Origin of the sequence: Paenimyroides marinum (genome assembly GCF_900108395.1) — a bacterium.
Taxonomy (GTDB): domain Bacteria; phylum Bacteroidota; class Bacteroidia; order Flavobacteriales; family Flavobacteriaceae; genus Flavobacterium; species Flavobacterium marinum.
In genome coordinates, this window is the sequence record NZ_FNXE01000019.1 from 34,848 (window position 1) to 57,846 (window position 22,999).

18 protein-coding genes and 2 pseudogenes are annotated in these 22,999 nt (G+C 36.0%); 8 read left to right on the forward strand and 12 right to left on the reverse strand.

Translation table 11 applies throughout. The features are described 5' to 3' along the window. Positions 1–69 precede the first annotated feature (69 nt). The 8 genes from BLW20_RS07680 to BLW20_RS07715 form a co-directional block, all read right to left on the reverse strand. Positions 70–891, reverse strand: coding sequence for an O-methyltransferase (locus BLW20_RS07680; RefSeq protein WP_091098560.1), 822 nt, complete (start codon positions 889–891; stop codon positions 70–72). Between the two features lie 64 nt (positions 892–955). After that, on the reverse strand, positions 956–3,319 hold the full coding sequence (locus BLW20_RS07685) for a penicillin-binding protein 1A (RefSeq protein ID WP_091098564.1): 2,364 nt from the start codon (positions 3,317–3,319) through the stop codon (positions 956–958). 13 nt (positions 3,320–3,332) lie between these two features. Then, positions 3,333–3,824 (reverse strand): gliding motility lipoprotein GldH, encoded by a 492-nt coding sequence (locus BLW20_RS07690; RefSeq protein ID WP_091098568.1) that lies wholly within the window; start codon positions 3,822–3,824, stop codon positions 3,333–3,335. Next, complete coding sequence (locus BLW20_RS07695; protein WP_091098572.1) at positions 3,808–5,238, reverse strand: PSP1 domain-containing protein; 1,431 nt, start codon at positions 5,236–5,238, stop codon at positions 3,808–3,810. The genes BLW20_RS07690 and BLW20_RS07695 overlap by 17 nt, the downstream gene beginning before the upstream one ends. A gap of 281 nt (positions 5,239–5,519) precedes the next feature. Then, a complete protein-coding gene (locus BLW20_RS07700; RefSeq protein WP_091098576.1) occupies positions 5,520–7,112 on the reverse strand; it encodes an MDR family MFS transporter in 1,593 nt (530 codons plus the stop codon). A 1-nt stretch (position 7,113) separates the two neighbouring features. Continuing rightward, positions 7,114–8,217 (reverse strand): HlyD family secretion protein, encoded by a 1,104-nt coding sequence (locus BLW20_RS07705; RefSeq protein ID WP_245725292.1) that lies wholly within the window; start codon positions 8,215–8,217, stop codon positions 7,114–7,116. A 13-nt stretch (positions 8,218–8,230) separates the two neighbouring features. Then, the gene (locus BLW20_RS07710) at positions 8,231–9,538 is read right to left on the reverse strand and encodes a TolC family protein (RefSeq protein WP_091098579.1); all 1,308 of its coding nucleotides are present in this window, start codon (positions 9,536–9,538) and stop codon (positions 8,231–8,233) included. Next, positions 9,528–10,142: a TetR family transcriptional regulator gene (locus BLW20_RS07715; protein ID WP_091098581.1), complete on the reverse strand. Its 615-nt coding sequence runs from the start codon at positions 10,140–10,142 to the stop codon at positions 9,528–9,530. Before BLW20_RS07715 ends, BLW20_RS07710 begins: the two co-directional genes overlap by 11 nt. Before the next feature lie 141 nt (positions 10,143–10,283). Between BLW20_RS07715 and BLW20_RS07720 the strand changes: the two are divergent. The 3 genes and pseudogenes from BLW20_RS07720 (at position 10,284) to BLW20_RS07725 (ending at position 11,913) form a co-directional block, all read left to right on the forward strand. Beyond that, positions 10,284–10,867 (forward strand): annotated as a pseudogene (locus BLW20_RS07720) (zeta toxin family protein). Further along, complete coding sequence (locus tag BLW20_RS14680; RefSeq protein ID WP_177165053.1) at positions 10,854–11,006, forward strand: hypothetical protein; 153 nt, start codon at positions 10,854–10,856, stop codon at positions 11,004–11,006. Before BLW20_RS07720 ends, BLW20_RS14680 begins: the two are co-directional and overlap by 14 nt. A 151-nt stretch (positions 11,007–11,157) precedes the next feature. Further along, positions 11,158–11,913: a hypothetical protein gene (locus BLW20_RS07725; protein WP_091098584.1), complete on the forward strand. Its 756-nt coding sequence runs from the start codon at positions 11,158–11,160 to the stop codon at positions 11,911–11,913. 70 nt (positions 11,914–11,983) lie between these two features. Here the strand turns inward: BLW20_RS07725 and BLW20_RS07730 are convergent, their stop codons facing one another. Both BLW20_RS07730 and BLW20_RS07735 read right to left on the reverse strand, forming a co-directional pair. Then, positions 11,984–12,424 carry a GNAT family N-acetyltransferase gene (locus BLW20_RS07730; RefSeq protein WP_091098587.1) on the reverse strand — a complete coding sequence of 147 codons (441 nt, stop codon included), beginning with the start codon at positions 12,422–12,424 and terminating at the stop codon, positions 11,984–11,986. Then, a complete protein-coding gene (locus BLW20_RS07735; RefSeq protein WP_177165054.1) occupies positions 12,414–13,403 on the reverse strand; it encodes a DUF4837 family protein in 990 nt (329 codons plus the stop codon). The genes BLW20_RS07730 and BLW20_RS07735 overlap by 11 nt, the downstream gene beginning before the upstream one ends. A 272-nt stretch (positions 13,404–13,675) precedes the next feature. Here BLW20_RS07735 and BLW20_RS07740 point away from each other — a divergent pair, with 272 nt between their 5' ends. The 5 genes from BLW20_RS07740 to BLW20_RS07760 all read left to right on the forward strand — a co-directional run bounded on the left by BLW20_RS07740 (position 13,676) and on the right by BLW20_RS07760 (position 21,331). Next, on the forward strand, positions 13,676–14,350 hold the full coding sequence (locus BLW20_RS07740) for a response regulator transcription factor (protein ID WP_091098594.1): 675 nt from the start codon (positions 13,676–13,678) through the stop codon (positions 14,348–14,350). 6 nt (positions 14,351–14,356) lie between these two features. Beyond that, the gene (locus BLW20_RS07745) at positions 14,357–15,697 is read left to right on the forward strand and encodes a sensor histidine kinase (RefSeq protein ID WP_245725293.1); all 1,341 of its coding nucleotides are present in this window, start codon (positions 14,357–14,359) and stop codon (positions 15,695–15,697) included. A 194-nt stretch (positions 15,698–15,891) separates the two neighbouring features. Next, a complete protein-coding gene (locus tag BLW20_RS07750; RefSeq protein WP_143037757.1) occupies positions 15,892–17,142 on the forward strand; it encodes a TolC family protein in 1,251 nt (416 codons plus the stop codon). A gap of 1 nt (position 17,143) precedes the next feature. Next, positions 17,144–18,235 carry an efflux RND transporter periplasmic adaptor subunit gene (locus BLW20_RS07755; protein WP_091098604.1) on the forward strand — a complete coding sequence of 364 codons (1,092 nt, stop codon included), beginning with the start codon at positions 17,144–17,146 and terminating at the stop codon, positions 18,233–18,235. A gap of 3 nt (positions 18,236–18,238) precedes the next feature. Beyond that, positions 18,239–21,331, forward strand: a complete 3,093-nt coding sequence (locus BLW20_RS07760) for an efflux RND transporter permease subunit (RefSeq protein ID WP_091098608.1) — start codon at positions 18,239–18,241, stop codon at positions 21,329–21,331. Positions 21,332–21,407: 76 nt separating this feature from the next. Here BLW20_RS07760 and BLW20_RS07765 read toward each other — a convergent pair whose 3' ends face one another. Beyond that, positions 21,408–22,598, reverse strand: a complete 1,191-nt coding sequence (locus BLW20_RS07765; protein ID WP_091098621.1) for a phosphoglycerate kinase — start codon at positions 22,596–22,598, stop codon at positions 21,408–21,410. 221 nt (positions 22,599–22,819) lie between these two features. Further along, positions 22,820–22,999: pseudogene (locus tag BLW20_RS14760) on the reverse strand (tyrosine-type recombinase/integrase); the annotation flags it as partial.

Below are 22,999 nucleotides of genomic sequence, written 5' to 3' on the forward strand. Positions count from 1 at the left end.
AATTATTTAGATTGTTAATGGTATAAAAATACAAAAAAAAACGACTTGATTATTCAAGCCGTTTTTTTTCTATAACGTTAAAAATAAATTATAGTTTTTCTTTAAATGGTTATCCTTTTCAATAACAATAATTCCCATTTTAAAGAAATCTATTGAATACGAATAATTGGTTTTTAATATATCTTGCCATGCTTTCTTCATTTCATCGCTCCAGTTAATGTCATCAAATATAAAAACAGCATTGTCTTTTGAATGATTCAGTAAATATTCGTAATATTCAATTGTGGGCTTATACTTGTGATTGCCATCAATAAATATAATATCGTATTTGATATCAAAATCATCTACCTGATGTAAAGTATCTTCATAGAGTCCCTGAATTATTTTGTAATTACAATTTTTGTCTTCACTTATTTTAAGAAAACGTTCGTTTGCAATTTTACATAAATCAGGCACTCCTTCAAATGTTATGAAATTAGAGTCTTTTATATTATTATCACACAAAGCACCTATAAAGTATTGTCCCGAAACGCCAAGGTTTGTTCCAATTTCTAATATATTTGTTTCTTTATCGTTTCTGGATAAGAAATAAAAAAAATGGCACCATTTGGTTTTACTGGCAGCCCTTTGAAATACACCTGAAACCGTTTGCTTTTCATTTATTCCAAATAAACTAAAATCTATCAGATCTTCTCTTTTAGATAATTCGTTTCCGTAGGTATCTAAAGTCTTTAAGGAATTTTTCTCTGTTTCCGTTCCGTTACGTTTTTTTGCTTTTAGAAAACTTGAAACTAATTTTTCGCCTGATGTAAAATGTGTCCTGATCTCATTTATACTTTTATTTTCGATTAATTTAGATTTAATCAAATGACTTATTTTACTGTATTTCATACGTTCAATTATACATTCAAATATAATAAAAAAACGACTTCTTATTTTGAAGTCGTTTGAAATATTAAAAATCAAATTCCAGTGGAACGCTTTGTTTTGGCGGTGCCAAACTGTCTTTTTTACTTTCCGGGAATCCAAAAACAGAATCAGGATCTATTAGTGAATCATTTTCAGCTCGTTTCCAGCAATCAACCAACACGCTTATATTTGATGGTCGTTCAAAATCTTCATCGGAAACATAGAGCGTTTTATCGGCATAACATTTCTTCATAAAAATACCCCAGATAGGCAATGCCATAGTAGCACCTTGCCCATAAACTGTTGATTTAAAGTGTGCCGAACGGTCTTCGTTACCCACCCATACACCGGTAACCAGATTGGGAACCATTCCAATAAACCATCCGTCAGAATTGTTTTGAGTTGTTCCTGTTTTACCTGCAATGGGGTTTTTAAACGCGTACGGATAACCGGTCATTACATGGTATCCTGCACCACCGGATCCGGTATAACGCAAACGTCCGCCCGATCCGCCTTCGGTTACACCTTCTAATAATTTTACAATGGCATACGCAATGTCCTTATTCATTACATCGCGCGTTTCCATTCTCGATTCAAATAATACCACTCCGTGTTTATCCGTAATTTTATTAATGAAACGTGGTTTTACATACACCCCCTGGTTGGCAAATGTGCTGTAAGCCGCAACCATATCGCTTACCGTAATTTCTACGGCACCTAACGCAATGGCTGGTGACTGCGGAATATCAGATTTTACACCTAAATCTCTACATAGATCAATAACCGCTTTTGGTCCCACACGATCCATTAAACGTGCCGTTACGGTATTTAACGATTGTGCCAGTGCTTTTTTCATGGTAACGGTACCGTAATATTTACCTCCGGAATTCCTTGGCGACCAATCTTTCTGGATACCGTAACGTCCGCGAGGCATTGTAAAAGGTCCGTCGTAAATATAATCACAAGGACTCATTCCTAACTGGTCAATTGCCGTTGCATATACAAACGGTTTAAATGTTGACCCCACCTGACGAGCTCCCTGAGCAACGTGATCGTACTGAAAATGCTTGTAATCTATACCTCCGACCCAGGCTTTTACATTTCCGGTAATTGGTTCCATAGACATCATACCCGATTGTAAGAAATGTTTGTAATAAACAATAGAATCAAGCGGTGACATTAACGTATCTTTCTCGCCTTTCCATGTAAAAACCGACATTTTGGTTTTCACACTGAACGATTTAATAATTTCTTCTTCTGATTTACCTTGCCCGCTCATTTGTCGCCAACGTTCTGAGTTCCGCATGGCACGATCTATGATTTTTTTAGTTTCGTTTTGATTGATTTGTATAAATGGTGCGTTTTTATTGCCTTTTTGTTGTTTAAAAAACTCTTTTTGCAAATTTGCCAGGTGCATTTCTACAGCTTCTTCGGCATATTCCTGCATACGTGAATCAATCGTGGTATAGATGCGTAACCCGTCACGGTAAATATCGTAAGTAGATCCGTCTTTCTTAGGATTTTCTTTAACCCATTTTCGCATATAATCGCGTAGATATTCTCTAAAATACGTTGCATAACCTTTGGTGTGGGTTTCTGGCGTGTATTTTATTTTTAAAGGCATTGCCTGATATTTCTCTTTTTCGGCTTCAGTTATTTTATGGTTTTTAGCCATTTGACCCAGCACAATGTTTCTTCGGGTTTGAGAACGTTCCGGATTAAAACGCGGGTTGTAACGCGAAGGTGCCTGCAACATTCCTACCAAAACAGCAGCTTCTTCAACCGTAAGGTCTTTGGGTTCTTTGCCAAAATAAATATTTGATGCCGAACGGATACCATATGCATTACTTACAAAATCAACGGTATTTAAATAATAAGCAATGATTTCGTTTTTGGTGTACTGACGTTCTAATTTTACGGCAATAATCCATTCTTTTACTTTTTGAACGATGCGGTACAGTTTATTGCTTGATCCGGAACTACCGTGAAACAGGTTTTTAGCCAACTGTTGTGTAATGGTACTTGCACCACCGCTTGATCCTGCTTTGAAAATCGCACGCATTGTTCCGCGGGCATCTATGCCCGAGTGTGAATAAAAACGTTCATCTTCGGTAGCAACCAATGCATCTACTAAATGTTGCGGTAATTCTTCGTATTTTACCGGAATACGGTTTTCTAAATAAAATTTACCAAGAGTTTTGCCGTCTGCCGAAATAATTTCTGTAGCCACACTCGATTCCGGGTTTTCCAGCTCATCAAAGGTGGGCATGGCACCGAAAATTCCCCAGTTTGCAAAAGCAAAAATCAAGACAACGAAAATAACACCTGCTGCGAACAATTTCCAGAATAACCCTAAATACCTTCTGTTGTTTGATTTATTTTTCTTTTTTGGATTTTCTATTTTTTCCATAATATTTTATGAATTATTGTACTTGTAAACCAATTTCAGAAACGCCTTTTAACACCTCATCGCCCTTTAGTTCGTTTAACTTCCGTATGGCGTGTTCTACCTCAATTTTATAAATTCCCTGTTTTTTAAAGGTGATGTTTTCACGCCAAAAAAGCTTATGTTCTTTTATATCGGTAAATCCTGTTCCCAACATTTTACCATCGGGATTTGCCATTTGATATTGCAACGTATCAACGGTTGGCGTTCCTTCAGGCGGAAACATTTTTATGATAACAAACAAATTGCTGTAAGGATACTCGTTTGTGGTTCGAATATTCAGATAAGCGTTGTGCTTAGTAATCGTATCTAACGATTCAAAATCAAATACTAACGGTTCGCTTTTTTTCCAACCATCTGGCAGCGACTGGTATTCATTGAAAAAATCGGTAGAATTACAAGCTGTAAGTACCGCCATTGCTGATAAAGCAACAATTTTAAAGAATGTTCTTTTATTGTTTATTACCATCGGAGTTTTTGTTTGGTTTGTTTCCGTTATTTTTGTTTGGTCTTCTAAAATTCTTTTTACGTGCCTGGTTTTTATTGTTGTTTGCCGTGTTATTTTCCTGTACCGGCTTGTTATTTGGCACGGTTTGTTTAGGCTTTTCCGCTGGATTTCTATTTGCGGTTTTTGGCTGATTATTTCTTTGTGGTTTTCTCGATGTTTTTTGTTCAGTTGGTGCCGCATTGTTTGATCGTAAAGGTTTTTTATCTTTCTCTACGGTTGGTTTCCCCGATGAATCAGCGGCTACCTTATTTGTTTTTTTGTTTCGGGTAGGACGTTTTTTACGTTTTGGCTGATCGAAACGGGATAAACTGTCTTCGGCAACTACACTTTGCAATGAAACTGTGCTTTCTTCTTCAAAAACATAATCTTCGATAGTATCAATGATTTGTCCTTGTTTGTTTAATGCTATGATTTCTTTTACCTGTGCCACTCCGATTTTATACCAATTGGCATTATTCGTTGGATAGGCAAACCACATGACTTCTTTAAAAATATCGATTTTCTGGCAATAAGCCTCTCCGTTTTTAGTAAGCAATTTGGTATCGGTGTCCGGCATGCCTTTTAAAGCATCCAGATACGTGTCTAATTCATAATTCAAACAACATTTCAGCTTACCGCATTGCCCGGCTAATTTTTGCGGATTTAATGACAATTGCTGATAACGCGCTGCGGCAGTGTTTACGCTTCTAAAATCGGTGAGCCAGGTAGAACAGCACAATTCGCGTCCGCACGACCCAATTCCTCCCAAGCGGGCTGCTTCCTGACGAAAACCCACCTGTTTCATTTCGATCCGGGTATTGAATTCCCGTGCAAATTCTTTAATCAACTGACGAAAATCTACCCGGTCATTCGCCGTGTAATAAAAGGTTGCTTTTGAAGCATCACCTTGAAATTCGATATCCGAAATTTTCATTTCCAGTTTTAATTCAATAGCAATCTCGCGTGCACGTACCTTCATAGGCTCTTCACGTTTGCGTGCCTCGCTCCAGATATCAATATCTTTCTGTGTTGCTTTGCGGTATATTTTCAAGGTATCACCATAAGGATTTACCTTTTTCTTTTTCATTTGAACCTTAACCAGTTCACCCGTTAAAGTTATCACACCTATATCGTGCCCGGGGCTGGCTTCGGTTGCAACCACATCGCCAATTTGCAACGATAATTTATCGGTGTTTTTATAAAAGTCTTTTCTACCGTTTTTAAAACGTACTTCGACCACATCAAAAGGTTCAAATCCCGAAGGATAGTGCATATTCGATAACCAATCGAATACGCTTAATTTATTGCAGCTTTCGGTTCCGCACGAACCTTTGCTACCACAACCTTTTGGAATGCCAGAATCGTTTGTTTTAGTAGAACAATTTGTACATGCCATATATATTGAACAACTTTCGTTGTTAAGTTTTAATTAATAAAAAATTTGTGTAAAGATACTATATTTTCACAGAGCTGTATAAACTCTTAACGTTTTATGTGATAAAACCAAAGAACTAAAATAATTATAAAAAGAGAGAAAATTCAATTTATTTAGAATTTTTTGAAACGCTTTTTGGGATTGTGTTGCTTTTTGTGTTCTTAATTGGGAGGTAAAGAAGAATTATAAAACAAAAAACGAGATGTGTTTACCACATCTCGTTCTATAAAAAAACTTAAAAATTAATGTATGGAAGAAGTATCTACTATTGTTTTACCTTGTTTAATCATTAATACAAAAGGTACACAAATTAAAAACAACACACCTAAGTACAAGAAAACATCCATATAAGAAAGAATCGTTGCCTGTTTCATAACCGAACCTTCTATAATCTGATGTGCCTTGCCTAACGCTTCGTTTGTTGAATATCCTTTTGCTATAAAGCTTTGCTGTAATTGTAAAATCCGTTGCTGTACTTCAAATTTTGTTTCATCTAAATGTGAAATCAGATTAACTCTGTGATGTTGTGAATCGCGCGAGATAAACGTAGTAATCAACGCAATACCGAACGATCCGCCCAATTGCCGCATCATTCCCGTAAACGATGCGCCTTCTCCGATAGCTTTGCCTTTTAAGGTGGAAAGCGAAAGCGTCATTACAGGTACAAAGAGCAAACCTAAACCAACTCCTCGAAGAATCAAAGGCCAAAACATGTGTTCTGAACCAGTATCGTTTGTAATACGACTGTACATAATGAATGAAAATCCAAAGAAAACACACAACCCTAAAGCGACCATGTATTTTTGAGGAACACCGTTTTGAATCATTTTACCGATGAACGGCATCATTATTCCGGTCATTATGGAACTTGGTATCAACAACATACCTGCATCGGTTGCAGGCCATCCTAAAATAGACTGGGTGTAAATGGGAATGATAAAGGTGGAACCGAAAAGACCAAAACCAAGAATAAAACTCATTACGGTTCCCACCTGCAGGTTTTTGTCTTTAAGCACCCTAAGGTTTACAATAGGGTTTTCATATACCAATTCGCGCCAGATAAATAAAAACAAACCTACTGCCGATAAAATTGAAAGCGTTAAAATAGTTCTATCTTCAAACCAATCGTCTTGCTGACCGTGTTCTAAAACAAATTGTAACGAACCGATAAACATAATTAAAAACACCATTCCCCACCAATCTACTTCTTTGACCGATTGTTTTTTTGATCCTTCGTATTTAGGACTGCGAACAAATGATAAAGTCAATAACGTAGCAATGATTCCCAAAGGAACATTAATGTAAAAAATATAAGGCCATGAGAAGTTATCGATAATGTATCCTCCTAATGGCGGCCCCAATGTAGGACCAACAATTACACCCATACCGTAAATTGCCTGTGCCATTCCCCGTTTTGCCGGTGGATAACTTTCGGTAATAATGGTTTGTGCCGTTACCAGCAATGCACCACCGCCCATACCCTGAATAAACCGGAAAAAAACCAGCTCCCAGATATTTGTGGCATTACCACACAAAAACGATGCTGTCGTGAAAATAATGATCGATGCCGCAAAATAATTTCTACGCCCAAACTGTTGCGAAAGCCAGCTGGTCATTGGTATTACAATTACATTGGCAATGGCATACGCGGTAATTACCCAGGCAACATCGGTCAGCGTAGCACCTAACGATCCTTTCATATCGTTTAAGGCCACGTTTACAATGGTTGTATCAACAATTTCCAATAAGGCACAGAGTACGGCGGTAATGGTAATAATTACCCTGCGAAAGCCGTATTCTACCAAACTGTCTTGTTGTAATGAAGCTGTTTCCATATTAACCTACGTGCACATCAACATCTGCGTTCATTCCCGGACGCAATAAAGAAATGTTTTCTGTTTGATTATTTTTTGTCAGTTTTATTTTTACCGGAATGCGTTGTACCGTTTTTACAAAGTTCCCTGTTGCATTATCGGGCGGAAGTAATGAAAAACGAGATCCTGTTGCCGGTGAAAACGAATTTACTTCGCCCTCAAAAGGTGCATCGGGATACGCATCTATTTTAATTTCAACTTTTTGTCCCAAGCGCATTTTGTTTAATTGGGTTTCTTTAAAATTGGCAACTACCCAGGTTTCGGTATTATCAACAATATAAAACAAAGCCGCTCCCGGATTTACCATTTGTCCCGGCTGGATTTTTACATTGGATACCTGACCGTCAACCGAAGCGGTGATTACCGTGTACGACAGATTTAATCTGGCAGCTTCTAAAGTGGCTTTGGCACGTTCTATATTTGCCTGTGCCACCGATGTTTGTTTAGAAGCTACTGCTGTTTTGCTTACCACGGCATTGCGTTGCGAAGCACTTGCGTTGCGTTGTTGTTTTAACACCTCAACTTGTTTTTCTGCTTCTAATTTTGCAGTTAAAGCCTGCTCGTACTGCTGTTTGGTGATGGAATGATTTTTATACAGATTCTCGTAACGCTGATAATCGTTCGTTGCTTGTTTGGCACGGATCTGAGCCATTTCGATGCTTTGTGAATTCGATTGAACCGTTGCATCTGATATTGCCACATTTGCCGATGTTGCCGAAACATCTGCTTTTGAAACTTCAAAAGAACTTTCTGCTGCAAGCAATGCTGCCTGTGCTTCCTGAACTTTTACCAAATAATCCTGACTGTCAATAACAAACAACGTATCGCCTTTTTTTACCAAATCGTTGTCTTTAACAAAAACCTTTGAAACATATCCGCCTACACGAGGAATAATCGGACTCATATTTTTTTCTACCTGTGCATCGTCTGTTGTTTCATGTGCCTGGCTGTGAATGTATTTGTAAGTTCCGTAAGAACCGCCCACTAAAATTAAAGCCGCAAATATGAACATAAATTTTTTGTTCATTGGATTTTTTGCTGCACTGTCTGCTATACTTTTATCCATTTTTATGTGAATCTTATTTTGAAATTAATTGACCGTTTACTAATAATAAGTCGTAATATTTTTCAATTACATTTGCTTTTGAAACCGCTTCGTTGATTTGGCTCTGAAGCTGCTGTACATCTGCTTCTAACAAATCGTCGGTATCGGCAACGCCGTTGTCGTATTTATCTTTTACGATCCGGTAATTTTCATTTGCCTGCGTTACCGCCTGTGCATACACTTTTTCCTGGCTTTGTGCCAGATGAAAATTCTCGTTTGCCTGCTGTACCTGGATTTTTACACGATCGTTTGCTATTTCTATCTGTTCTTCAACTTCGGCAATGCGGTGCTTGGCAACTGCAACGTTTTTTTTGTTTTTGTACAATGAACCCAAATCATACGAAAGACCAATACCCACGTTTACTGCATTTGTAATGGCAATAACGTTTTTAACATCGGCTGCAATGTAACCTCCGGTTAAAGCAACACTTGGCAAATAATCTGCTTTAGAAATCTTTAACTGATCTGCAGCGATTTTGTGCTGTGCTTCAAGCATCTTTAAATCGTTTCGGCTGCTTAAAGCGCTTTCTACCGTAAAATCTTCGGTCAAAAGATTTTCTTCGTTCGAGAAATTAATAGCGTCGATGTGCGTATTTTCGTCTAATTGTAAAAGAGTTACCAACTGATAATTGACCACATTTACATTTTTAACGGCTTCTTGCAACGCAACCTGATAATTAGACAATTGCAGTTCGCTTTTCAGCAAATCGTTTCGGGCAATCAATCCGTTTTCTTCCATTGCCTTAAAATCGGCTACCTGCTGTTCGGCACGTTTAATGTTTTCTTGCATTAGTTTAGCCGTTTGCTGTGCTTTGTACAATGCCACATACAACTTTATCGACTGCGATGCCAATTGCTCTTTGGTGTTTAATGCGGCAAACTGTTCGGCTTCGACTGCTGTTTCGGCAATGTGAATGCCGTTCCTGATTTTTCCGCCGGCATATAAAGGCATCGAAACATTTGCCTGTGCCAACATCATTTGGTTGGCTTTAATGTCGGGAGCACCTCCTCCTTCATCGCCTAACGGAATTCTTAAATTGATGTCGGGTGTAGAAAGAACGGCGAATTGTCCGCTGATACTGGCATCCGGCAACTGTTTGTTTTTAGTAACACCAAGCTCTAATTTTTTGCCCGAAACTTTTGTATCGGCGGCTTTAGCTTCTTTACTTTGCGTTGCTGCTAACTGAATGGCTTCTTGTATGCTTAGGGATTTATCTTGTGCAAAAACCGATAAATTTCCCATAATAACACACGCACCAAGCCACGCCCATTTAGTCTTCATAAATTAAAAGCGCTTTAATTGTTCTGTGAATATGATTTGCTAATTGATTTTCGATGTATTGATTATATGCTTCATCTGATGTTATTGCTAAAACATTTTGAAGAAACGAACGGTTCATTTGAAAATTCATAAAAGTCCCCATCATTGTAGAGTGCAGAAGCACTGGAGAAACGGTTTTATTGAAAACACCGGCATTGATACCCTTTTGAAGCACTTTAGAAACCAATTCTAAATTGAATTTTTTAATTTTGGTAAACGAATCAGAATTAATGAGGCGTTTTTTTATACCGCCCTCAACAGACAGAATTTTATAAACACCGGCATTCTGATTCATTGTTTTTACATAAACGTGTACCAGCTTTTCTAAACTTTCAAAAGCAGTAAAATCTTTATCAAAAATTAATTCGTAATTGATCCTGAAATTGTCTAACCGAGTTTCAAACAAGGTTTCGAGGAGTTTGTCTTTTGAACCAAAATAATACGAAATCATTGCCAGGTTTACATTTGCTTCTTTGGCAATATCGCGTACCGAAGTTCCGTCGAAGCCTTTTTCTTCAAACAATTTCTCGGCTGCATTTAAAATTTCCTGCTGTTTCTCGTTCATTATATTCAATTTTATCAAAAATCGACGCAAAGTTAAACAAACGTTTAATTTAAACAAATGTTTAATTTGTTTTTTATTTAAAGAATTTTAGAACAGGAAGATTTATTAGGCTATTTGGAATAGTTTTGTAAATTTGTAACTATGAGTGGTAAAAAACTTTACATAATTGCAGGTTGTAACGGAGCAGGAAAAACAACAGCTTCATTTACCATTTTACCTGAAATATTGGATTGTAAAGAGTTTGTCAATGCTGATGAAATTGCAAAAGGATTGTCGCCCTTTCAACCCGAAAAAGTTTCGTTTGAGGCAGTTCGCATAATGTTAACAGAATTAACGAATTACTTTCAGAAAACGTAAATTTTGCATTTGAAACCACACTATCAACAAGAAGTTACAAAAACAAAATAGCAGAAGCAAAAGAAAAGGGATATCGAATAACGCTGTTATTCTTTTGGCTTCAAAACATAGAATTAGCCAAAGAGCGTGTAAAAATTCGAGTTTCAGAGGGTGAACATAACATTGAACCCAAAATAATTGGAAGAAGATACATCAAAGGAATAAAAAATTTGTTTGAAATTTATCTGCCGATTGTTGACAGTGCATTTATCTTTGATAATTCAGAGGAACAACACGAACTTTTAGCAGACAAACAAATTCACACTGAATTAAACATTGTAAATCAAGAGAAATTTAATCTTTTAAAAAATTACTATGACAACAACTGAAAAACATATTGACGAGAAAAATAAAATCTTAAAAGGGCTTGAAAAAGTTTACGAAAAACTAATTGAGTTTAAAAAAGCCAAAAATAGCGAACTTGTTATTATTCGTGAAAATAAAATCGTGAAAATAAAACCCGAATAAAAACACAATCGTCCAATAACTTTTAGCTTTGTTTTGTCGGCATAGCATAAAATCTTTAGGTTTATCACAAATAACACCTATTAGGCGGTTATATAAATGATATTTTGAAATTTCGATTAGTTTTGCAAATTTGAGTATTAGCACCAATTGTATGACAACACTACAAACTTTGACAATTATCATTTCATTTGGACTTTTATCTTGTAACAATAGGACTGAAACAACTATTAAAAACGAACTTGTAAAGTTTGACTCTGTTACAATTGACACTATTCTAAAACCCAAACAAATAAACGTTGTTTCTATTTCTGACACTATCAAGAGATTTGTCGTTGACGACTATCCTGTAACAAATGAAATGCTTATTGACAAAACAAGTAATAATTCTTCATATAAAAAACAAAGTGGACAAAGCTACTCTTATGACAAAGCTTGGTTTGGTAACGACACTTTAAAACAAACGCTTGTTTTTGAGCTTTATACAGACGATCACCGAATGGTAATTTATCATTTTTACACCAATGATATGCCAACTGATTTAATCAATAGAATGGAACTGCATATTGACAGTGGAGAAGTTGCATCAGAAAAACAAAAACAACAAGATTTTGATGGTTTCCTAAAACAAACCACAAAAATCAGTTCAGTCTATTTTACTTCTGACAAAGGGTTTAAACTTGGTGATACAAAACAAAAAGCAATTGACATTTATGGCAAGCCAGACAAACAATCAATGAATGTTGGAATTGAAAAATTGGAATGGGAATTTTCTGGAGACATATTCTATAACGGGAAGACTGACTTAAAAGAGAAACCACTTGCAAAAGACAGTTTCGGACATCAAATAGTAATGTATTTCAAAAACAGAGAATTAATTGGACATATTTTGCACAACGACATACCTTGAGAAAAAACAATTGGTGTTAACATTAGTAACCGTTCCACAAATCTAAAGACATCTCTCCCCTTCAAATCTCTCAATCCCTAACCATTTTAACATGCGGAATATCGTCTTCCATATATTCTTCGGAAACCGTTTCAAAACCGTGTTTACTGTAAAACCGTTGTAAATGCGCTTGTGCAGAAATGGTTATGGTTCCGGTTTTGTGTATCTCCCCAACCGCTTTAACTGCGTGTTCCATTAAAAGGTGTCCCAGCTTTAAATTGCGGTATTTTGCATGCACCACTACTCTGCCAATACTGCTTGTTTCATATTTAATTCCGGGTTTTATGATACGGGTGTAAGCTGCCAGTACCTCATCCTTCCAGATTAATAAATGATGGGCTTTTTGATCGCATCCATCGGTATCAAGATAGGCACAATTTTGTTCTACGACAAAAACGTTGTTTCTCAATTCTAAAATCTGGTAAAGTTCAAGCGGTGTGAGCTCATCAAATGTTTTAATTTCAATTTTCATTAAAGTTGATTGATTTTATAATAGCCTCTGCTTCTAAAATTTGTTCACCTTTTTGTTTAAAAGGATTGTTGATGTATCCTTCGATAAATAAATACCGTTTGTAATAATCATCACGAATGGCATAACATATAAAAGGTCCTTTTAAATAATCGTTTACCGTTTCCCAATTTCCCGTTATTCTGTATGCCGGCAAATTTTGAAGCGTTTCTTTAGTAATGGTATATTTTATCTCTGTAGAGGTAGTGATATACGCTTGATCTTTTGCGGTTTTCATAAACTCTTCGCCAATAAAATTTCGGGCTTGCAATAGGTGATTTTCTACAGAACCTTTATCGTTTTCGATTTCCGTAATGGGAAATTCATAAAGCACAAGATTGATGTTTCCCGACGGAAGATCCCTTTGATACCACAAGAAAGGAAATTCGTCTTGTACCTGCAAATGATAGTTATCGGGGATTTTTAACGTACAGCCAAAAAAGTCTTTTAATTCGTTTAAATTATGGGTAGAAGCTCTAACCACCTGGTGCATTTCTTCGTTCAATTCAGATGCTTTAAAAACCGAAGCAATAGAGTCGGCGTTTTTCTTAAACATTTTTAAAAGATCTTCGGTATTTTCAGCACGCAAAAAAAAGAAATTTTGCGGCGTGGCATAAACGCTTTTCTGCAATAAAAATTCGTATTGGTTATTGGTCGAAAAAAGCACAATGTTTCGGGCTAATTTGGCTTTGCTTGTAAATATTTTAGGATCTAACTGCAGTAACGTAAAAATAGGTTCGGTGTTGCCGCTAATGGTTGTGGTTCTTGCCAAATGAGAACGAATGCTGTCACCAAACGAGCCAATCCACAAACTGTCATCAAGCACAAGTACTACTTCGTTTCTATCGCCGAAAGAGGGATGTAAACGCACCACCGACACTTCGTTTTTTTTGCAGCTTAAAACAACAAATAATAAAAATAGATACCAAACAATCTGTTTCATTGAAAAATCATAGTTTACCGTAAAATTACGCAAACACATCGGAAAATACACCATTATTGATAACATTCGCTCAATTAAAGATTTTTTTAAAATCATATAATTATCTGATAACACACTATCTTAAAGTAATTCTTAAATTGGTCTTGTAATAATTACAAAAACGGAGTGTTAATGTAACGAAAGGGGTGTTTTTATCTGCTAAAGCAAGTTATATAACTTGCTTTTTCTTTTTTACTAACTATAAAAAATCTATTTTTGATAAAATTTTTATAATGCAAATACTTGTTGTAGAAGATGATAAACGAATCAGCGATTTCTTAATCAAAGGATTAGAAGAAAGCGGCTATCTGGTTACTTTATGTAAATCGGCAGAAGATGTTTTAGAGAATTTTATTTCGATAGAATGGGATTTGATTATTTGCGACATCATGCTTCCGGGAATGGACGGCATTCAATTGGTACAAACGTTGCGTTTTAAAAAAATCTATGCTCCCATTTTAATGCTCAGTGCCTTAAATGCGGTACAGGATAAAATTTCGGCATTAGATTACGGTGCTGATGATTACATTACCAAACCTTTTCACTTTGACGAATTATTGTCGCGCATTAAGGCATTAACACGCCGGACAAGTTATCAGCAACAAGAAATTCCTTCGGCGGTACTAACATTTGGCTCATTAAAAATAGACCAGAATCAATACAAGGTTTTTCAAGAGAACAAAGAAATAGAGTTATCGCCGCGCGAATATAAATTGCTGATTTATCTTATTGAAAATGCAAACAAAACCGTTTCAAGAGCTCAAATTTTAAATACCGTTTGGGGAATAACCTTTGATAATCATACCAATGTGGTAGATGTGTACATTTCTTATTTAAGAAACAAGCTTGAAAACGAAAACAAAAAATATATACACACCGTAAAAGGTGTGGGTTATATGTTTAAATAAGATATTATGAATCTAAAACTTCGTTTATCGCTTTATTCGGTTGCTATTTTTTCAGTAGTTATTTTTGTTGCTTCTGCTGCCATTTATATTTCTTTTTATAAAAAAATGGAACAGAATGAATTACTTTCCTTAAAAAACAAAACCCTTTTAGCGGCGATTTATTATTTGGAAGCAGACGAGGTGGGGCACGTAGAAAGAGAAACTATTAAAGATCAGTTACGAAAATCGATCTCGCGTAAAAATATTGCTGTTTTTAACGAAGAAAATATTTTGGCTAAAGGTGAAATGGTGTTAGAAAACAACATAATATCTGAAGATTTTTTAAACAAAACCCGATTACATTTAGAAAACAATCTGATAACCGACGACTATTTTTACAACAGCCTGTTTTACAAAGATAACGAGGGTGATTTTGTTGTAATTACACGAGAAATTAAAACCGATTTTAACCAGCAGCTTTTTACTTTGCTCCAAATTTTAATCATTGTGTTTGTGGTTGGCGTGCTGTTAATTTACCTGTTTTCTCGTTTTTTAGGAAAGTTTGCTTTTCAGCCCTTAACCAATATCATCAATCAAATTAAAGAGCGGGATAATAACAATTTTACCCAACCACTTTCTTCGAACGATACCTATACCGAAATTCAGGACCTAGTGGTTTCTTACAATCATTTTATCGATCGAATGGCGCAAACATTCACTATTCAAAAGAATTTTATCGATTATGTTTCGCACGAATTACGCACGCCTATTACCGCTTTGTTAGGAACTCTGGAAGTTACCAATCATAAAAAACGAACGCTCGAAGAATATGCAAACGTAATGGTGCAACTAAAACAATATATAAACGATTTGCAGGAAACCTTAGACCAGATGATGTTGCTTTCAGGCGCAAAAACCAGTTTCGAGTTTCAACCGGTTCGTATTGATGAAGTGGTTTGGCATGTGATAGAAAATGCCATTTTGTATCATAAAGCGCGAATAAATGTAGATTTGCAAGTAAAAAACAATCAATTGTTAACCATTCAGGGAAACGAAAAATTATTAGAAGTTGCCTTAAATAATTTACTGGGCAACGCCATAAAATATTCGAATAACCAACCTGTTTTAATACAATTTTTAGAAATCGGAAATCGTTTGCAAATTCATATTTCCGATGTAGGAATCGGAATTTTAGAAACAGATCTTAAGCAAATTAAACAAAACTTTTTCCGGGGCAAAAACACGCAAGAATTTCAGGGAAAGGGAATTGGACTTTCTATGGCACATATTATTTTCACGCTTCATCAAATAGATTTAGAAATTGTTCCAAATAATCCTAAAGGAACCGTTGTTCAGTTGGTTTTTTAAGTCGTAAGGCTCGTCACTTCGAATAAATTTTTACGAAAATCGTATCGAGAAGTTCTCGACTCACGATAGTATCGCCTACTCGAACTGAAAAATATCCACAACATAAAAGCAACAACTTTCTAATGCAATTCTAATCTACCTTAAAAATCTCCTTAATGTGCTGTGCCTACTTTTGAATCTTAAATGATTTGAAAGTGAATAAAATTTATTTTACGGCAATTTCTATTGTTTTTACACTGCAAACACAGGCACAAAAAATAACTTTAGAACATTTAGAAGCAGCTTTTCTACAGAAAAATTATTTGTTGATTGCAAATAAATACGAAGTTGATAAAGTGGATGCCGAAATGATACAAACCAAGTTATGGAGCAATCCCACGCTGAGCATTTCTGAAGTCAATCTTTGGAAAACGTATCAAATCGAAGAACAACCTTATTTGTTCGGGAAATATGGCAAAAATCAGCAGATTTCGGTCGATTTAGAACAAATGATCGAAACCGCAGGAAAACGAAGAAAGCGAATTGCCCTTAAAGAATTAGAGAAAAACAACGCCTTGTTTGATTATGAAGAATTGATGCGGCAATTAAAAAAAGAGCTTCGGCAAACGTATTTTTCTTTGGCAAAAATTCAAAAAGTAAAACAGCAACTGCATAACGGCATTGATTTATTTTCTCAAATGAATCAACAATATCAAAAACAGGCAAATTTAAATAATGTGCCTAAAGCCGATTTTTATCGCTTACAAACAGAACTGATTGCGTTGCAAAAAGATCAAATCGAATTGCAAAACGATGAAACAGAACTGCTAACAAAGTTGCGGATTTTGACTCAGAATAATGATTTGGCTGTAGATGAAATCGACTTTTCAATTTTTGATCATTCTGCACGAGAAATTCCATTTAATGTGAAAGAAATCGCTAAAGAACAAAATGTTGGTTTAAAGCGTCAAAGCAATCAGATTAATTTAACCGAAAAACAATTGGTTTTAGAAAAAGCACAGCGTGTTCCCGATTTGACTTTTCAGGTAAATTATGACCGTGGCGGAAACATTATGCGCGATTTTGTCGGGGTGGGCGTAAGTTTTAATCTACCCGTTTTTGATCAGAACAAAGGAAATATAAAATCGGCACAAATCAATGTAGAACAACAAAAAACAGCTCAAAATGCTTTGTTTTCAGAGGTAGATCATTCTATTTCTAAACTTCAAAATCAGCTTTCTGCACTTCAAAAATCACTAACGCAGTGGAAAAATCTAAACAGTGAGGATCAGTTAAAAATGATCGATAATTATAAAAAGCATCTGCAAAATAAACAAGTAACCTTGTTAGAATTTATCGATTTTACACAAGCTTACAGGGAATCGCAAGAAGCTTATTTAGAGTTATTGGAAACGTATCAAAACACATTCGAAGAGTTAAATTATATCGTTGGAGAAGATTTATAATATGAAAAAAACTTTTTATTTTTTAGCTGCTTTCACATTGATTTTAAGTGGTTGCAACAAACAAGAAACTGAGAAAGAGGTTGCACAGGAAAACAAATTTTGTTTGAACGAACAATTAAAAAAAACAACAGAAATGGTTCCGATAAAAGAGCAACCCATTCACGAGCAACTCACCTTATCGGGCAAAGTAGAATACAATGAAAACGATTTGGTTGCATTTAAAAGTTTATTAGAAGGAGTCGTAGATCAGGTGCTTTTTGAATTGGGCGATTATGTAACACAAGGTCAGGTTTTGGCTGTTGTAAAATCGAACGATGTTTTGGATTTGATGCAGCAAAAACGATATTATCATAATCAGATCGATCTGACGCAAAAACAAATAAAAACAAAAAAAGAACTATTGAACGATGGATTGGCTTCGCAACCAGAAGTTACCGAAATGGAGCACGAATTACAGTCGGCACAAATTGAAATGGAAAAAATCAATGCAACGTTGAAAATGTATCGGGCAATTGGCAATGGTCAATTTCAGATTCTGGCACCTAAAAACGGTTACGTTGTTCAGAAAAACATCAGTGTAGGTCAGTCAATCACCTCAGAATCAAACGAAAATCTTTTCTCGATTTCTAACCTAAAACAAGTTTGGGTCATGGTAAACATTTATGCCAATAATTTGCAATATATCCAGAAAAACGATCCTGTAAAAGTTAGAACAATGGCTTATCCCGACCGCATTTATGCCGGTAAAATAGACAAGGTTTACAATGTTTTTGATGAAGACGAACATGTACTGAAAGCCCGCGTGGTCTTAGAAAATCAAGATTTGAATTTAATGCCGGGTTTAAGTGCTGATATTATTATCAATAAAAAAAATGTGCTGAACCATGCATTTGCCATTCCAAACAAAGCAAAAATTTTTGAGAATAACAAGCAATATGTGGTGGTTTACAAAAACGATTGTACTTTGGAAATTAAGAAAATTACCGCAATTGCCGAGAACGAAGAATTTACTTTTGTTTCAGAGAAATTTCAACCACACGATCAGGTTATTACCAGAAATGCTTTGATTATTTACAAAGAATTAAATAAATAAACCATGAAAAAGTTCGTACAGGCTGTAGTAACTTTTTCGTTACGCAACACCACTTTTGTTTTATTTGCAGTAATTATTTTGCTTTTCTCAGGAATTTACGCTTTAAAACACACACCAATAGAGGCTTTCCCCGATGTAACCAATACCCGGGCAAGAATCATTACGCAATGGCCCGGCAGAAGTGCCGAAGAAATGGAAAAGTTAGTGACTTTACCCATTTCTAAAGTAATGAACAGCATTCCACATAAATCAAATATCCGTTCCATTTCTTTGTTTGGATTATCGGTTGTTACGGTGCAGTTTGAAGACGGTGTGGACGATTTTTATGCCCAACAATATGTGTCAAATAAATTAAACGGCGTTGATTTGCCAGAAGGTGCCGATGCAGATATAGAACCGCCTTCGGGGGCCACCGGCGAGATTTTTCGATATGTCATTAAAAGCGATTTGCCTATTAAAGAGGTTACGGCAATTCAAGATTGGGTCATTGAGCGTGAACTGCTTTCTGTGCCCGGTGTTGCCGATGTGGTGAGTTTTGGCGGCGAAGAGAAAACTTACGAAATTAAGATCAATCCCACCGAACTGAAAAATTATGATTTATCACCGTTAGACGTTTATGAAGCCGTTTCAAAATCTAACATTAATGTTGGCGGAGATGTGATTCAGCAAGGCGATCAGGCTTATGTGGTTCGCGGTGTGGGTTTATTAGATAAGATAGAAGATATTGGCAATATCACCATCAAATTAAATGGTTCTACGCCCATTCTGATAAAAAATGTTGCTGATGTAGAAATTTCTAACAAACCCAGACTTGGGCAAGTGGGGTACAACGAACACGATGATCTGGTGGAAGGAATTGTGATTATGCTGCGCGGTGAAAATCCATCAGAAGTCATTGAAAACCTTAAAATAAAGATAGAGGAACTAAATACCAGAACCTTACCCGAAAATGTAAAAATAGAAACGGTAATTGATCGAACCAAATTGGTAGATAACACCGTTCACACGGTTTCTAAAAATATTGTCGAAGGTATTTTATTGGTTTCATTAATTGTATTTGTTTTTTTATATAACTGGAAATCGACAATAATTGTTGCATCAGTCATTCCGCTTTCGTTTTTATTTGCCATCATTATGCTCAAAATTCAGGGCTTACCGGCGAATCTCATTTCAATGGGATCGTTAGATTTTGGTTTATTGTTAGAAGGAACTCTGGTAATCGTTGAAACCGTTTTTGTGGCATTGGCAACCATGCAGCATCGGGTGGGTGCAGAACGCTTTGCAAAAATGAGCAAAATGGGTGTGATTAAGAAAAGTGCCGGCAGTGTGGCGTCGTATATTTTCTTTGCTTTGATTATTTTAATTGTGGCGTTATTGCCTATATTTTCTTTTCAGAAAGTAGAAGGTAAAATGTTTACACCGCTTGCGTTTACGTTGGGTTATGCACTGTTAGGATCTTTGATTTTGAGTTTAACCTACGTTCCGGCAATGTGTAAACTGTTGTTTACGAAAAATATCGATGAGAAAGAAAATTTTATTACCCGTTTTTTTCAAAAAACAATTTTCGGAATGTATGCAACAGCCTTTCGATACAAAAAAACAACGCTTGCTGTTTTCATTGCCATTTTAGGAATTTGTTTAGTGAAGTTTTCTCATTACGGATCAGAGTTTTTACCCAAACTTAACGAAGGCGCTATTTACATTCGTGCCACTTTACCCAACAGTGTCAATCTGCAAGAATCAACCCGATTGACAAAGGAAATGAAAGCATTGATGCAAAAAGATTCAGATGAAATCGATTTTATTTTAACGCAAACCGGTCGTCCAAACGATGGAACAGATCCAACCGGATTTTTTAATATCGAGTTCAATGTTCAGTTAAAAGACGAAAAAAATTGGAAAAGACCCGTTTCTAAAGAAGACATCATTCAAGAAATCAGAATCAAGCTCAATCATTATCCCGGAATTACTTTTGGCTTTTCTCAACCCATTCAAGACAATGTAGAAGAATATGTTGCCGGTGTAAAAAGTTCGTTAGTCATCAAAATTTTTGGCGATGATTTGTACGATTTAGAAAAATATGCGAATAAAGTAGCCAGTTCTATCCATAAAGTAGATGGTATTACCGATGTGAATGTTTATAAAAATATAGGTTTACCAGAATTACGAATTGAGTTGAGTGATACCAAAATGGCAAAATACGGAATCAATACAGCCGATGTTCAGGCAGTGATTGAAATGACCATTGGCGGACAGGCAGCAACTAAATTTTATGAAAGTGACCGACAGTTTGATGTAATTCTTCGCTTTCAGGAAGCCTATCGCGATACGCCGGAAAAAATTGGCAGCATTCTTATTCCAACAAGCAACGGACGAACTATTCCGCTACAGGAAATTGCAACCATTGGTTACCAGACAGGTCCGGCTTTTATTTATAGAGAAGGAAACAGCCGTTACATTGGCGTTGGTTTTAGCATCGAAGGCCGTGATTTGGGAAGCACAATTGACGAAGCCAAAAAAGTGGTAGAAAAAGAAGTGCACTTGCCAAAAGAAAATTACATGGAATGGGCGGGCGAATTTGAAAGTAAAGAACGTGCCGCAAAACAGTTAATGTTAGTTGTTCCCATTTCTTTGGTTTTGATCTTACTGTTGCTTTATACCAATTTTGGCAACATGAAAGACACCGCAATTGCCGCTTTAACGCTGCCATTTGCCTTTATTGGCGGATTTATTTCGCTTTGGATTACAGGAACCGTTTTTGGTATTTCTGCAGGTATCGGATTTATCATTTTGTTTGGTGTAGCAACCATTGACGGAATTGTACTGATTGGAATCATCAGGGAAAACCTAAAACATAAAATGAAGTTGAAAGAAGCCATTATCTCAGGTGTAAAAAGCAGAATTCGCCCCGTGGTAATGATTGCCTTAATGGGATCCATGGGCTTATTGCCGGCGGCATTATCTACCGGCATGGGATCAGAAATTCAAAAACCTTTAGCCATTATGATTGTTGGCGGCTTATTGATTTGTTTGGTATTGTCTTTTACCATATTGCCTGTTATTTTTTATTATGCTTACCGAAAGATTAAAGAATAGATTTTATTATTAATTCATTTATAATCATTAAAAAGCTCGGCAATGCCGAGCTTTAATATCATAATAAAAGACGTGCTTATTCTAAAATGGCAGCAATTCCGGGTAACGTTTGTCCTTCTAACATTTCTAACATTGCACCACCACCGGTGGAAACATAACTTACTTTATCATCTAAGCCAAATTGTTTTACAGCGGCAACAGAATCACCACCGCCAACTAATGAGAACGTTCCGGCAGCAGTGGCATCAGCAATAAAATTACCTAATGTAATGGTTCCGGCAGCGAATTTTTCCATTTCAAAAACACCTAAAGGTCCGTTCCATAAAATAATTTTTGATGACATAATTACTTTGTTGAATTGTTCCAATGTTTTTGGCCCCACGTCCAACCCTTGCCATCCGACAGGAATCTCGTTTGCAGGTACAATTTGCGTATTGGCATCGTTAGAAAAAGCATCTGCCGCAACCACATCAACAGGAATATGGATTTGTACATTTTTAGCTTTGGCTTTTTCTAAAATTTCCAATGCTAATTCCATTTTATCATCTTCAACAATAGAATTTCCAACCTTTCCGCCTTGTGCTTTAATAAAAGTAAACATCATACCGCCACCAATAATCATGTGATCTACCTTATCTAAAATATTTTCGATGATGGTGATTTTTGATGATACTTTAGATCCACCCAAAACAGCCGTTACCGGTTTTTCAGTAGAATTCAACACTTTATCGATACTTTCGATTTCTTTAGCTAACAAGAAACCGAAACATTTATCATTCGGGAAAAATTTTGCTACAATTGTGGTAGAAGCATGTGCGCGATGTGCTGTTCCAAAAGCATCGTTCACATACACATCGCCTAATTTTGACAATTTTTCTGCAAACGCTTCATCGCCCGCTTCTTCTTCTTTGTAAAAACGTAAATTTTCCAATAAAACCACATCACCCGGTTGTGCCGAAGCAACTATTTCTTCTACTTTAGCCCCGACAGAATCATTGACAAAAGTTACTTTTCTGCCTAAAACTTCTTCTACTTTTGATACAATGTGCTTTAAAGAAAATTTGTCTTCAGGTCCGTTTTTAGGACGACCCAAATGCGACATTAAAATAGCAACACCGCCATCGTTCACAATTTTGTCGATGGTTGGTTTTGCAGCAATAATCCGGTTATCGTCGGTTACTTGAAATTGATCGTTTAAAGGCACATTAAAATCTACACGGATAATGGCTTTTTTGTTGTTAAAATTAAAATCGTTGATTGTTTTCATCTTGGTTTGCAGTTGCATAATTTAAAAATACAAATATACAATTTGTATTTTGTTGTTTATAAAAATTTATTGACAATGCAAAAACGGAAGATTCAAAAGCTGTATTTTCTTATCCATTTTATCTAAAAAATCAAGAAAGTTATACGCAACAACCACAAAACATTCATAAAACAAACCATTTTAGACGGTTATACGACTATGAATTTGGTTTTCGGAAAGTTTCAGTTCTTTAAAACAATACAGGAAAAGCTTTGCAGCCTTTCGGGTGAAAGCTTCTGTACAGGAAAATCTTTAAGCACGTACAGCAGTTGGGCAAACTCAATGGAATAGGTGCGAATGGTGTTTGGGGAAAAGCCTTTAAGCGTAAGTATGTTTTGATATTTTTGAAATTCAGGCAAATT

What these genes read in the sequence shown, in the direction of transcription:
- BLW20_RS07680 (WP_091098560.1), bottom strand. Translation starts at nt 891, where the DNA reads ATGAAATACAGTAAAATAAGTCATTTGATTAAATCTAAATTAATCGAA.
- BLW20_RS07685 (WP_091098564.1), bottom strand. Translation starts at nt 3,319, where the DNA reads ATGGAAAAAATAGAAAATCCAAAAAAGAAAAATAAATCAAACAACAGA.
- BLW20_RS07690 (WP_091098568.1), bottom strand. Translation starts at nt 3,824, where the DNA reads ATGGTAATAAACAATAAAAGAACATTCTTTAAAATTGTTGCTTTATCA.
- BLW20_RS07695 (WP_091098572.1), bottom strand. Translation starts at nt 5,238, where the DNA reads ATGGCATGTACAAATTGTTCTACTAAAACAAACGATTCTGGCATTCCA.
- BLW20_RS07700 (WP_091098576.1), bottom strand. Translation starts at nt 7,112, where the DNA reads ATGGAAACAGCTTCATTACAACAAGACAGTTTGGTAGAATACGGCTTT.
- BLW20_RS07705 (WP_245725292.1), bottom strand. Translation starts at nt 8,217, where the DNA reads ATGGATAAAAGTATAGCAGACAGTGCAGCAAAAAATCCAATGAACAAA.
- BLW20_RS07710 (WP_091098579.1), bottom strand. Translation starts at nt 9,538, where the DNA reads ATGAAGACTAAATGGGCGTGGCTTGGTGCGTGTGTTATTATGGGAAAT.
- BLW20_RS07715 (WP_091098581.1), bottom strand. Translation starts at nt 10,142, where the DNA reads ATGAACGAGAAACAGCAGGAAATTTTAAATGCAGCCGAGAAATTGTTT.
- BLW20_RS14680 (WP_177165053.1), top strand. Translation starts at nt 10,854, where the DNA reads ATGACAACAACTGAAAAACATATTGACGAGAAAAATAAAATCTTAAAA.
- BLW20_RS07725 (WP_091098584.1), top strand. Translation starts at nt 11,158, where the DNA reads ATGACAACACTACAAACTTTGACAATTATCATTTCATTTGGACTTTTA.
- BLW20_RS07730 (WP_091098587.1), bottom strand. Translation starts at nt 12,424, where the DNA reads ATGAAAATTGAAATTAAAACATTTGATGAGCTCACACCGCTTGAACTT.
- BLW20_RS07735 (WP_177165054.1), bottom strand. Translation starts at nt 13,403, where the DNA reads ATGAAACAGATTGTTTGGTATCTATTTTTATTATTTGTTGTTTTAAGC.
- BLW20_RS07740 (WP_091098594.1), top strand. Translation starts at nt 13,676, where the DNA reads ATGCAAATACTTGTTGTAGAAGATGATAAACGAATCAGCGATTTCTTA.
- BLW20_RS07745 (WP_245725293.1), top strand. Translation starts at nt 14,357, where the DNA reads ATGAATCTAAAACTTCGTTTATCGCTTTATTCGGTTGCTATTTTTTCA.
- BLW20_RS07755 (WP_091098604.1), top strand. Translation starts at nt 17,144, where the DNA reads ATGAAAAAAACTTTTTATTTTTTAGCTGCTTTCACATTGATTTTAAGT.
- BLW20_RS07760 (WP_091098608.1), top strand. Translation starts at nt 18,239, where the DNA reads ATGAAAAAGTTCGTACAGGCTGTAGTAACTTTTTCGTTACGCAACACC.
- BLW20_RS07765 (WP_091098621.1), bottom strand. Translation starts at nt 22,598, where the DNA reads ATGAAAACAATCAACGATTTTAATTTTAACAACAAAAAAGCCATTATC.